The organism is Limnobacter sp. SAORIC-580, assembly GCF_013004065.1.
GTDB lineage: Bacteria > Pseudomonadota > Gammaproteobacteria > Burkholderiales > Burkholderiaceae_B > Limnobacter > Limnobacter profundi.
On sequence record NZ_CP053084.1, the window covers coordinates 2,546,322 to 2,559,117 of the forward strand.

General features: G+C 52.9%; 10 protein-coding genes. 6 read left to right on the forward strand and 4 right to left on the reverse strand.

Translation table 11 applies throughout. From position 1 onward, the window contains the following. The first annotated feature begins 228 nt into the window (after positions 1-228). From HKT17_RS11945 to HKT17_RS11955, 3 genes are all read left to right on the forward strand, one after another. The gene (locus tag HKT17_RS11945; protein WP_171100315.1) at positions 229-2,130 is read left to right on the forward strand and encodes a DEAD/DEAH box helicase; all 1,902 of its coding nucleotides are present in this window, start codon (positions 229-231) and stop codon (positions 2,128-2,130) included. Positions 2,131-2,255: 125 nt separating this feature from the next. Then, a complete protein-coding gene (locus HKT17_RS11950; RefSeq protein ID WP_171100317.1) occupies positions 2,256-3,644 on the forward strand; it encodes a chloride channel protein in 1,389 nt (462 codons plus the stop codon). Beyond that, complete coding sequence (locus tag HKT17_RS11955; protein ID WP_171100319.1) at positions 3,641-4,207, forward strand: hypothetical protein; 567 nt, start codon at positions 3,641-3,643, stop codon at positions 4,205-4,207. The genes HKT17_RS11950 and HKT17_RS11955 overlap by 4 nt, the downstream gene beginning before the upstream one ends. Here the strand turns inward: HKT17_RS11955 and HKT17_RS11960 are convergent. Continuing rightward, complete coding sequence (locus tag HKT17_RS11960; protein ID WP_240965796.1) at positions 4,186-4,854, reverse strand: response regulator transcription factor; 669 nt, start codon at positions 4,852-4,854, stop codon at positions 4,186-4,188. The two genes, HKT17_RS11955 and HKT17_RS11960, sit on opposite strands and share 22 nt — an antisense overlap. After that, entirely contained in the window at positions 4,841-6,832 is a 1,992-nt protein-coding gene (locus HKT17_RS11965; RefSeq protein ID WP_171100321.1) for a two-component system sensor histidine kinase NtrB, read from the reverse strand. The genes HKT17_RS11960 and HKT17_RS11965 overlap by 14 nt, the downstream gene beginning before the upstream one ends. Positions 6,833-6,945: 113 nt before the next feature. Here HKT17_RS11965 and HKT17_RS11970 point away from each other — a divergent pair, with 113 nt between their 5' ends. Continuing rightward, a complete protein-coding gene (locus HKT17_RS11970) occupies positions 6,946-7,959 on the forward strand; it encodes a TRAP transporter substrate-binding protein (protein WP_171100322.1) in 1,014 nt (337 codons plus the stop codon). On the opposite strand, the gene HKT17_RS11975 is transcribed toward HKT17_RS11970, so the two are convergent. After that, positions 7,960-8,817, reverse strand: a complete 858-nt coding sequence (locus tag HKT17_RS11975; protein WP_171100324.1) for a peroxiredoxin family protein — start codon at positions 8,815-8,817, stop codon at positions 7,960-7,962. 205 nt (positions 8,818-9,022) lie between these two features. On the opposite strand from HKT17_RS11975, the gene HKT17_RS11980 reads away from it, so the two are divergent. Together HKT17_RS11980 and groL are read left to right on the forward strand one after the other, a co-directional pair. Continuing rightward, a complete protein-coding gene (locus HKT17_RS11980; protein WP_171100326.1) occupies positions 9,023-9,313 on the forward strand; it encodes a co-chaperone GroES in 291 nt (96 codons plus the stop codon). A gap of 29 nt (positions 9,314-9,342) precedes the next feature. After that, positions 9,343-10,989, forward strand: coding sequence for a chaperonin GroEL (groL, locus tag HKT17_RS11985; RefSeq protein ID WP_008252098.1), 1,647 nt, complete (start codon positions 9,343-9,345; stop codon positions 10,987-10,989). Between the two features lie 84 nt (positions 10,990-11,073). Here groL and HKT17_RS15630 read toward each other — a convergent pair whose 3' ends face one another. Further along, positions 11,074-12,741, reverse strand: coding sequence for a methyl-accepting chemotaxis protein (locus HKT17_RS15630; protein ID WP_240965798.1), 1,668 nt, complete (start codon positions 12,739-12,741; stop codon positions 11,074-11,076). Positions 12,742-12,796: the final 55 nt, after the last annotated feature.

Consider the following 12,796-nt stretch of genomic DNA (forward strand, 5'->3'; position numbering starts at 1 on the left):
CCAAACCCAGTAGACTTCGCTCCAGATTGCAAATCAACGGGTCGTTTTACGATTCTCACCATTGGACCGCGTTGGGTTGCCTTTGTTGGCACAAGCTTTAGAAGCTGTGCTTTGCCCATCGCCGCCAGTTCTCTTGCGACCATCCGGAACAACCTAGTTCCAAGCCGCGTCGTCTTATTTCTGTTCGTCGATGAATTTTTGAGTCCACATCGAATTGGAACTTTTATCATGTCTATGTCATTTGATGACATGGGTCTTGCCGCGCCTTTGCTGCAAGCCCTGAATGCTTTGAACATTACTGCCCCTACCCCCGTACAAGCTGAAGTGGTACCACTCGGCAAAGAAGGCGGAGACCTGATGGTTTCCAGCCAAACCGGTAGCGGCAAAACTTTCGGTTTCCTGTTGCCCGTTATGCATCGCATGATGACCGGCGAACAAAGCCCCATGGAAATGCTGGCTGGCCCAGAATGCCTGGTGCTGTGCCCCACCCGTGAATTGGCCCAACAGGTTAGCCAAGACGCCATCAACCTGGTGAAATTCACCAAGGGTGTTCGTGTCGCAACCGTTGTTGGCGGCATGCCCTACGGCAAACAAATGGCCAGCCTGCGTGGTGCCCGCATTGTTGTGGGCACACCCGGCCGCTTGCTCGATTTGGCCCAGCAAGGCAAATTGAACCTGAGCACCGTGACCACCCTGATCGTTGACGAGGCCGACCGCATGCTCGACCTGGGCTTCTCCGAAGACCTGGAAGCCATCGACCAGCTGTGCGGCAACCGCATTCAAACACTGATGTTCTCCGCCACCTTTGCCAAGCGCATTATCGGTTTGGCTGAAAACATCATGAACAACCCCAAGCGCATTGAAATGGCGGCTCAGAATGAAGCCAACACTGACATCGCTCAAAAACTGATGTGGGCCGACAACCGTGGCCACAAGCGCAAGCTGCTGAACCACTGGCTGGAGCACCCAGACATGGTCCAAGCTGTTGTATTTACAAGCACACAAATTGATGCTGAAAACCTGGCCCGCGATTTGGCTGACGAAGGCGTTCGAGCCTGCGCCCTGCACGGTGGCATGCCACAAGTAGTGCGTAACCGCCGTTTGGCCAGCGTTCGCAAAGGCGACATCAAGGTATTGGTTGCAACCGATGTTGCTGCCCGTGGCCTGGATGTGCCTGCAATTTCTCACGTGATCAACTACGGCATGCCCATGAAGTCGGAAGACTACGTGCACCGCATTGGCCGTACCGGCCGTGCTGGCCGCAGTGGTGTTGCGGTTACCTTGGCTGAAGCCTGCGACATCATCAGCGTTCGTGGCATTGAGCGTTTCATCAATTCACGCATTCCCGAAGAACAAGTGGAAGGCCTGGAGCCACGTGGCAACTTCACACAAGCACCCCGTGGTGGCGGCAAGCCTGGCGGTGGCCGTGGTCGCTCCGGTGGCGGCGGTTACGCTGGCAACGGCGGTGGCCGTTCCGAAGGCCGCAGCTTTGGCGGTGGCGAACGCAAATCGTATGGTGACAAGCCATCATTTGGTGACCGCAAGCCCTTTGAAGCCCGTGAAGAGCGCAGCTTCGGCGAACGCAAATCGTATGGCGACAAGCCAGCTTTCGGCGAACGTAAATCGTATGGTGACAGGCCAGCATTTGGCGAGCGTAAATCGTTCGGCGACAAGCCAGCATTTGGTGAGCGCAAGTCGTTCGGCGACCGCAAGCCTTACGAAGCCCGTGAAGAACGCAGTTTTGGCGACCGCAAGCCGTTTGTTCAAGGTGAAGAGCGCAGCTTCGGCGATCGCAAGCCTTTTGGTGAACGCAAATCGTTTGGTGACAAGCCTTCATTCGGCGATCGCAAACCCTTTGGTGAACGCAAGTCGTTTGGCGACAAGCCTTCCTTTGGAGACCGCAAGCCTTCGGGCTTTTCAGGCAACTCCGATGCGCCTAAAAAGTGGAACCGTGACGCAGAGCGCCCAAGCTTCCCACGCTCTGAAGAGCGTGCTCGCCCAGCCTTCCGCGCCGAAGGTACAGCTGCTCCCTCAGGCCCCAAGCGCGAACATGCTTCTGGTGCCCGCAAGGAAAACGCGGCACGCAATATGGGTGACCGTGGTGGTTTCAGCCGCCGCCGCGCTGGCTAAAAAAGCAGCGTAAAAGCAGCACGGGGGAAACCCCGAGAAAAACCCTCAGCCGAAAGCCTGAGGGTTTTTTGTTTTTATGCGACAATTTAAGGCTTGTTGACCAACCAAGCAGGAAACCTCCCACCGTGCGGCCAAATTCCAAAAGCAAGTGGCTGGCGCAAAGCGCTCGACTTTCACGTTTTATGGCAGACCGAGGCATGATTGTCTCCGTCATCTACGCCTTTTCCCTGCTGGTGGGCTTTCTTGCGGTAGGTTTCGCATGGATGTCTGACTTTGCAGGCGAGTGGAACAAAGAACTGTTTGCCGAGCACATGTGGGTCGCGCTGCTCTTGCCTCCCGTTGTGTTTCCAATTGCTCTGTGGCTGGTCAACACCATTTTCTGGGGCGCTGGCGGCAGTGGCATTCCACAGGCCATCAAGGTCACCAAACACCCCAAACCACGTTTGATGGAGAGGCTTCTGGGCCCACGTGCATTTCTGGGCAAACTGTTGATTACCCCATTCGTGATTGCAGCGGGTGCAGCCGCTGGGCGCGAGGGCCCTACGGTTCAAATTGGCGCAGCACTGATGGCCTATGCGGGTCGTTTTCCCAACATCGCCAAGTTATTTGATACGCGCTCCTTGATCATTGCAGGCGGTGCGGCCGGGGTTGCTGCAGCCTTCAACACCCCCCTGGGCGGCTTGATGTTTGCTTTTGAGGAATTGGGGCGTCGCAAAACAATGCGGCATACATCTGCCCTGCTGATGGCGATTGTGCTGGCCGGCTTGGTCGCGCTGATTCTTCAAGGTAACTACTCGTATTTTGGCTATTCCAACGCCACCATTGATTGGGGGCAGGAATGGCTGATTATCTTTACTCTGGCAATTCTCACGGGAATAGTGGGCGGTCTTTACGGGCGAAGCATGTTGATTCTGGTGTCAAGCACCAGCTTTCTGGGTGGTTTGCGCAGTCGTTTTCCTTACCGGTTTGCAGCAGGGTGTGGGGTCGTGCTGTCCTTGATGGCTCTGGTGTTTGGTGCCGAGGTATTCGGCGCGGGGTACGAAGAAACAAAAGCTGCACTTCAGGACAGTGAAGAACTTTCACCCATGTTCTGGCTCACGAAAATGGTGGCAACCGTGGTGTCGTTTGCCAGCGGCATACCGGGCGGCGTATTTTCACCCACCTTGTCCATTGGCGCTGGTTTTGGTCACTTTTTTGCCGGGCTAACCAACAGCGAGACTGCCCCACTGATGCTGCTGGCCATGGTCGGTGTTTTGTCCGCAGTCACGCACTGCCCGATTACCGCTTTTGTGATTGTGCTGGAAATGGTCGACAACCATGATTTGGTCATGCCGCTGATTTTCGTATCGGCCATCTCCACGCAGGTTAGCAAACGCATTTTGCCTGCGTCCATTTATCACCTGCTTGCCAATCAAATCAAAGTGAGCTTTGCTCAGACAGAACCAACGCCAGCACCCGAGTCTGCGTCGGAAGCAAAGCCTGCTGAAACCTCTGGCCTTGACGACAAGAAATGAGCAAACGCTCAACCACCAAGTGCGGCGCGGGAAAAATTGTTGGATTGTCGGCGCTTGCCGTGCTGTGTTCGATCAAACCAGCAAATGCAATTGACAGCGTGGTTCAAAGGTTAAGTAACCCGGAAATGCACTGTGGCTACCAACCCACGTTCGACTTGTTTAACGGTGTGGTCAACGCACTTTCAGAGTCTCAAGGTACCGCAGCTGCGCTGACTCTTCGCAGAGAAGACCGGCGACTTGAATTGCTGATCCATTTCAAGCCGGGACAAACTGAAATTCCGCCGAACTGTCTACCCAAGCTCGAAGCCTTGAATAACGCCACCAAGGCAGGAAGATCTGGCCCGATCCTGATTCGATCCAGTACACAAACCGGGGGCAGTGCTGAACTTGATCTTGCTGTGGCCAGCCAAAGGCTGGATGCAGTTCAACACTATTTCAGGGACAACCGCCTGGCCCGCAAAGCTTTTGTGCTGGAGCTGCACCCAGACACGTCGAGCCCGCTGTTTGGTGATGCAGTTCGCCTACCCAATATGGTGGAAATTTATTCCAGCCCCGCCAACTGATCAAAGCCAAGGCGGTCGCTGAGGCGGCTCAGCAGAGTGGCCAACTCCGCAGCTGAGCGCACCTTGAGTTTGTCAAACACATTGGCACGGTGCACTTCAACTGTGCGCATGGAAATGTCCAATTCAGAGGCGATTACCTTGTTCAGCTTGCCCTTGGCCACCAGAAACATCACCTCTCTTTCGCGAGGCGACAGGCGGTCAATTCGCTCGGACCATTGTTTCAATACTTCCAGATTGACCAGGAACTCACCTGATTTTTGAAGTGCCTGTTTAACCCGCTCAATCAAACGTTGATCGGTGGTGGGCTTCTCATAAAAATCGAATGCACCATTTTTAACAGCTTCAACAGCAGTAGAAATATCGCCATGCCCGGTGAGAAAAATGACAGGCAAACGATCAAGGCTGTAGCCGCTGCGTTTCAACCACTCAAACACCTCAAGACCCGACATATCGGGCATGCGCAAGTCGAGTAACAGGCAAAGCTCGGCTTCACTGCCAATGTATTCATCAAGCCTGGACTTGAAGCTTTCAAAGTTCGCAAACCCTTGCATCGGAAGATCCACGGTTTCGAACATCCACTTCATGCCCTCACGCAAATCGTCATCATCATCGAGCAGCAACACCTGCACTTTTTTAGTTGGCTCCAACTGACTGCTCCCCTTCCATGGATTCTTTGACTGCCATTGGCAAGTCCATTGTAAAACACGTGCCACCGGTGGGCACAGCCTCGGCTTTCAAGCGACCGCCATGAGATTCGGCTACAGAGCGGCACAGGCTTAGCCCCAGCCCCAACCCGTCGGGTTTTGTCGACACCAAGGCCTCAAACATTTTCTCGGTATTGTTCAAGCTCAAGCCGGGGCCATCATCGCGCACTGAAAACTCAAAGGAATTCTCCAACTGACGCGCACGTATCCACACATTGCGAATTCGTTGCGAGGCCGTGAACGCCTCGGATGCATTTTTAACCAGATTCACCAAAGCCTGCTCCACCATGATTCGATCGATGTACAACACGAAATCGGGTGTGCCAATGTCAAAGTGCAAACGCACCTGGTGAAGCATGGCGGTGGAATTGACCATGAACTGAATGGAATCGATCAAATCGGCCACACGAACATTCTCGCGCGTGGGCTTGCGTTTGCGCACCAGGTTTTGAACTGAGCCAACCACACGGCCAGCGCGCTGCGCCTGATCACGCAACTTTTCAAACAACTGGCCATACATTTCAAGGCTGGCACCACGCTGGCTTAAATTCATGCCCGCCTGCGCATACGACACCATGGTTGCCAGCGGCTGGTTCAATTCATGTGCAATGTTGGAAGCCACTTCACCCACCAAGGCAAATCGAGAAGCAGCTTGCAATTTTTCGCGTTGTTCGGCAATCAGTGATTCCGAACGTTTGCGATCGGTGATGTCGATGACCGAACTCATCCAACCAGTGTGAGCACCCCGGCCGTCTTTCAGTGGTGCTTCCACAATCAGCACATCAATGAACTTGCCATTCTTGTGCTGGTAAATGGTTTCGAACCCTTCCGGTGGGGCATTGCCTGAAATGACATCAGCCACCAACCTTTTGTATTCCTCAGTGCTTTTGCTGGGCCAATAGGGCAAGGGCTGGGGAATGCCGATCAATTCTTCAGGTTTATAACCCACCATATTGCAAAATGCCGGGTTCACATAACGAATAAAACCCTGTAAGTCCCACACCCGCAAACCCACGGCCATGGAGTCTTGCATGGATTGGCGAAACAACTTTTCTTCTTCCAGGCGAGCTTCAATTTCCAGACGACGGCGGGAGTCTCGCCACAACATGATGAAACTCAGCAACAGCAACAAGAGCAAAAACGCCAATGCGCCGGTAATGCCATAGTTAAACAATCGGGGGCCTTCTTGAATGCTGTTGACCCTGAGTTGAAATTGCAGCCCGCCAAGTTCCAGTGAAGTGGTGTGCATGTACACGCCAGCGCCCGGACTGGCTTTGACCAGGCGCGACAAAATGGCACCACTGGCGTCGAGTAGTTCAACCTGGTTGTCTTGTGCAAACCACCACGGCAACTCTTTTTCCAGCATCAGGTCAAGGTCGATCAAACCCGCGGTAACAGCCTCTCCACGCGGGGCCACACTGACGTTGGCCACGTAGTGCCGCCCTTGAAACAAAAAAGGTCCAACCAGGCCGTCCAGACGGGACTCGTAACGCTGATTGACCGGCGCTGAAATCAAATTACGAACCGCTTCCAAATCGTATTCGTCAAAATTGTTTTCCAGGTTCACGATCGGGGTCAGTTCCGGTCCACGAAACACGGCGACCAATTCGCCAGAGCTGCGGCTCAACTGATTCAGGCTTGCAGCCAACCGTGCCGACGGATAGATGAGCGAATCGTTTGTCAGCGCTTGCAAGGAATTGATCAAGCCCCCCACCTGAAACTGAATGTTCTGGCGAGCCCACAGCGCATCAGCAATCAGTTTTGCCTGGTTTTGATCCCGTTCATCTTGCTGGGCGTAGTAAACTGCGGCCACCAGCAAAGCCATCAAAAGTGAAAATACAAGCACAGGCATGCCAAACCTCATGGCTTGGCGGCGCTTGATCTTCTTTAAATTGGGCTCATAAGGGGCGAACACTTGCATGGCTGGATAGTGCCACGAAATGACGAAAAGATTTCAGAGCATGTGGAAACCCACAATGGTGAGGACGGTCCTACTCTGGAATTTTCAATGAATACTTACAAACTAGCCGCAATATGAAATATCTGTCAGCACTTGGAATTTTGCTTGGGCTTCACGGCGTTGCATTGGCACCCGCCAGTGCAGCACCGCCCATCCTGATCAAGTTCAGCCATGTTGTCGATGAAAACACCCCAAAGGGGATCGCTGCGCTGGAATTCAAAAAGCTGGTGGAAGAACGCACCCGTGGGCGGGTGAAAGTGGAGGTTTATCCGAACTCTTCGCTGTACAAAGACCGGGAAGAACTTGAAGCGCTTCAATTGGGAGCCGTTCAAATGCTTGCACCCTCGCTGGCCAAGTTCGGCCAACTGGGCATGCGCGATTTCGAGGTGTTCGACCTTCCCTACATTTTCCCGAATCGTCAGGTTCTAAAAACTGTCACTCAAGGTGAAATTGGCAAGCAGCTGCTGGCGCAACTTGAAGATCGCGGAATATTGGGACTGGCCTACTGGGACAATGGTTTCAAGGTGATGAGCGCCAACACACCGCTTCGACTACCCGAAGACCTGAAAGGCAAACGCATGCGAATACAGCCTTCACGGGTGCTCGAAGCCCAAATGGAGGCGCTGGGAGCCACGCCAATTCCACTGGCGTTCTCAGATGTACACACTGCACTGGAGACCGGTTTGGTCGATGGCACTGAAAATCCGCCCTCCAACCTGTACTCCAAAAAAATGCACGAAGTTCAGAAATACGTGGCGGTAACCAATCACGGTTATCTGGGCTATGCGGTAATCGTTAACCGCAAGTTCTGGAACAGCTTGCCCGCAGACATTCGCGTCACGCTTGAAAAAAGCATTGTCGACGCAACCCGCAAAAACGACGACGAAGCCGAGAAACTGAACGCGCAAGCCTTAAACAAGGTCAAGGAATCGAAAAACACCAAAGTAACCACGTTAAGCAGCGCCGAAATTGACCTGTGGCGCAAGGCGCTTGAGCCGGTACACCGTCGCATGGAAAGCCGTATCAACAAAGAATTGATCAGCAGCATACGCAAGGCCGCTGCTGAACAGGCAGCAGCCCCCAAATAATCAGGACTCGGCCCCGCCCAGCTTTTGGCGTGCAACTTCCAGAAACTGCTCGGGTTCGGGTCGAACACGGTAATTTGACGTTTGGTCTGAGTACACAATTCGCCCATGTTTGTTGATGATCAATACTGTGGGTAACACAGTGTCTTCCCCATGCCCCATCCACTTCAGGCCAAATGGCACGCCGTTTTCATGCACCAGCTTTAACTTCTTGCTGGCCTTGAAATCAGTGTCTACAAAAAACCTCATCGGCACCTTGAATCGCTCGGCGAGTTCTTTGGTTTTGGTCTCCGGCTGCGGGCTGATGAGCGCCACTTTCACACCCAGGCGGTCAAGGTCAATGTAACGTGCCGCCACTTCGCCAATTTGTGTCATGCACAACGGGCACCAATTGCCCCGGTAAAACATCAGCAACCATGCAGCCCCTTTGAACTGCTCGCTCGAAAAAGACTCACCATCCGGGGTATTGAGTTCAAATACGGGCAGTTTTTCACCCTCATTGAGCATCGCGTTGTTGCGCTCACCCAGATTGGAATACCAGAAAATGTAAGCAATGCTTCCAAAAAAGATCAGATTGCCAAGAATTAAAGGCAAGGGGTCCGCCTCCATGCCCGGATCGGTCAACACCAAGGCAATGCCGGTAAGGTTGGCAGCCATCAGCAAGTGGAGATTGCGTGATGTTCGGGCGCGCCTGCGCATGAACATCCACACAAAAAGGTAAAAATTGGGCAAAGCCAACACAAACACCCCTATCCAGCCAGGGCCAAGCGGGCTGTGCCAACTCAGGGTAGCCACGTGCAACAGACTCAGGTTGATCAAGACTAAAAACAGGACAATGAAAACCGACTTTGCTTTGTTCATTCTGTGGGGCGTTGTATTAAATCGACCCCTAGTGTAAACAAAAGTGACTGACACCCTGCTTGCAGGCAACTTTTTTTCATCCCGCCCCTTGAAATACCTTCCCCCCACCCCTATTATTAGCACTCGATGACGTCGAGTGCTAAGAACGCATCCGTCAGTTTCTCTAAGCAATTCTTTTTAAAAGACAAATTTAGGAGTGGTATCCATGAACATTCGTCCGTTGCATGATCGCGTGATCGTGAAGCGTCTCGACAGCGAGCGCACAACAGCCTCTGGCATCGTGATTCCAGAAGCCGCCGCCGAGAAGCCTGATCAAGGTGAAGTGATTGCAGTTGGCCCAGGCAAGCGCGATGACAGCGGCAAGCTGATCGCCATGGATGTAAAGGTAGGCCAGCGTGTATTGTTCGGCAAGTATGCCGGCCAGGCCATCAAGGTAGATGGCAAGGAAGTTCTGGTAATGCGCGAAGAAGACATCATGGGCGTTATTGAAGCTTAATTACAAAGAATTCAAGAGGAAGATTAATCATGGCAGCTAAAGAAGTATTTTTCGGCGACGACGCACGCAGCCGCATGGTGCGTGGCGTAAACATCCTGGCCAATGCAGTAAAGGTAACTTTGGGCCCACGTGGCCGCAATGTGGTGCTCGAGCGTTCATTCGGCTCCCCCACCATCACCAAAGACGGTGTTTCCGTGGCCAAAGAAATCGAACTGAAAGACAAGTTCGAAAACATGGGCGCACAAATGGTGAAAGAAGTTGCTTCTCGCACTTCTGACAACGCAGGTGACGGTACAACCACCGCCACAGTTCTGGCACAAGCGATTGTAAAAGAAGGCATGAAGTTCGTGACCGCAGGCATGAACCCCATGGACCTGAAGCGCGGTATCGACAAGGCCGTAAGCGCTGCAATCGTTGAATTGCGTGCATTGAGCAAGCCATGCGCCACCACCAAGGCGATTGCACAGGTTGGCTCCATTTCCGCCAACAGCGACGAATCCATTGGCAACATCATTGCTGAAGCCATGGAAAAAGTAGGCAAGGAAGGCGTAATTACTGTTGAAGACGGCAAGAGCCTGGACAACGAACTGGATGTTGTTGAAGGCATGCAGTTTGACCGTGGTTACCTGAGCCCCTACTTCATCAACAACCAGGAAAAGCAGGTTGTTGCACTGGACAACCCCTTCGTGCTGTTGCACGACAAGAAAATCAGCAACATCCGTGATTTGCTGCCCACACTGGAACAAGTGGCCAAAGCGGGTCGCCCATTGTTGATCATTGCTGAAGACATCGAAGGCGAAGCCTTGGCGACTTTGGTAGTGAACAACATTCGCGGTATCTTGAAAACTTGTGCAGTGAAGGCGCCAGGCTTCGGCGATCGCCGCAAAGCCATGCTGGAAGACATCGCCATTTTGACTGGCGGCGTTGTAATCGCTGAAGAAACCGGCATGAGCCTGGAAACTGTAACTCTCGAACACCTGGGTCAGGCCAAGCGCATTGAAGTGGGCAAAGAGAACACCACCATCATCGACGGTGCCGGCGACGGTGCAAACATCGAAGCACGCGTGAAGCAGATTCGCGGTCAGATCGAAGAATCTTCTTCCGACTACGACCGTGAAAAGCTGCAAGAACGCGTGGCTAAATTGGCTGGCGGCGTTGCAGTAATCAAGGTTGGTGCTGCAACCGAAGTTGAAATGAAAGAAAAGAAAGCCCGCGTAGAAGACGCCCTGCACGCAACACGCGCTGCTGTGGAAGAAGGCATTGTGCCTGGCGGCGGCGTAGCCCTGCTGCGTGCACGCGCCAAGATTGAAGGCTTGAAGGGCTTGAACCCCGACCAGGACGCAGGTATCAAGATTGTATTGCGCGCCATGGAAGAGCCACTGCGCATGATCGTGACCAACGCGGGTGAGGAATCATCTGTTGTGGCCAACAACGTGATGGGCGGCGAAGGCAACTACGGTTACAACGCAGCCACAGGCGAATACGGCGACATGGTGGACATGGGTGTTTTGGATCCAACCAAAGTAACTCGCACTGCATTGCAAAATGCGGCATCTATCGCATCGCTGATGTTGACCACCGATTGCATGGTTGCTGATGCGGCTGATGACAAGCCTTCAGCACCTGACATGGGTGGTATGGGCGGAATGGGTGGTATGGGCGGCATGGGCATGTAATTGCCTTTGTTACCTATTACCAGGCATTGCTTGCCTGAAAACAGAACCGCTGGCTGGGTGTGAACCGGGCCAGCGGTTTTTTTATCAGCTTATCTTGAACTTCCCGCACTGCGCATTCAGCTGAGAAAACGCCTCTGTCAATTCCACCAAAGACTTTCTAATTTCACCCACGCAATTCGCGTTTTCCTCCGACATCGCCGCATACTTCTCAATCTGGGTCGACAACAAAGTCGCAGCCGAACGTTGCTCAGACAAGGAACTGGTCACTTCGGAAGCCATCACTTTCACATCACCTGCGCGACTCCTTATCGTGCCCATCAAATCCCTAGTCTGATTCATGCGGCCCAAACTTGAGGACACCTTGCAAGCCCAACCAGTCATCTCGGTCACTACGTTTTGAGTACCTTTTTGAATGGCCCCCACCATTTGCTCAATTTCAGAAGTTGATTGAGTAGTTCGCTCGGCCAACCGCCTTACTTCATCTGCAACCACCGCAAATCCCCGCCCCTGCTCACCTGCACGTGCAGCCTCAATGGCGGCATTCAAGGCCAGTAAATTGGTTTGACCTGCAATTTCCTCGATCACTGAAATGATTTGACTGATTTGGTCAGACTGGCTGCCCAATTCATGAACAGTTTGACTTAGCTGCGTGGCACCCTGTGCAGTTTTCTCGACATCCTCAGAAGTGCTCTCCACCAAACTCAAACCAGACTCTGATTCAGCGCTTGAATCCTCCGCCGCCAACTTGGTTTGCTCGGCGACATCGAACAACTGGGAAATATTTGCGGACATTTCCTCAATACCAGCAGCCATTTCCGCACTGGAATTGGATTGGGAGACAGCGGACTCATCGACCACGCCCAACTGTTGACGAATACTGTCCAGGCTTCGCTCAGCAGCGCGGGTCCTCTCCCGAATATCGCGTACCAAATCAAGCAACGCCAATCGCATGGTCTCGAACACGGCCGTCACGCTGCCAGGCTTTGACTGAAGATTCGACATCTCGGCACACTGCAAATCGCCTGAAGCAATTTTGCTGGCTTGCGTGGCTAAAAAGCCAGGCTCAGCGCCCAAACTCTGCCGAACTGAACGTGCATACACCATGAGACTTGTGCATAAAAAAGTCAGGGTCAAGGCCATGCTTGCGTACAAAGTCCAAAGCAGTCGCCCTGTTTCGGCATGAATTTCCTGTGTCAGTTTGTTGATGGCAGCGGTTTGAGTTTGCAAGCCCAACTCTTCAATCGACGAACCTGCCTTGACCACCGGGCGGTCCATGCCATTCACCGATTTATCCAACTCACGGTATTGAAACGGAAACGCCGGATCGTATTTGGCCAAAGCCGTTGCATAGGCAGCGGATGCTGCTTTGAAATCGTTCTGCCACGCCTGAATTGCTCTGATACGGGCGGAATCGGAGGCAACCGCCTGGTTTTTTAACAGATCGGCCGTGGTTTGCTCAAATTGTTGAACATACTTGGAGAATTCCTTTTTGTACTTGTCTGCTGCACCTTCACCCTCGCCCCGCAACAGCACATTTTTAAACGAAGAGGCCATTTTCGTAGTGTGGTGATTGGCCTGGGCAATCAAGCGGCTCACCTCGTTCTCCTGAACAATTTTTGCGGTGCCCACTGTTTCCAGTTCGGTCAGGCGATTCATTTGAATAGTGACCCAAAACAGCGATGCGGCAACAATCAAGGCGATAACCGCACAAATGCCCAAGGCTTTTTGAGTCAGGGTAAATTGATGTTTCATGGTGTTGTTGATGTGGTTTTGACAGCCACCAGCATGTGCCTATCGGCAAGTACAA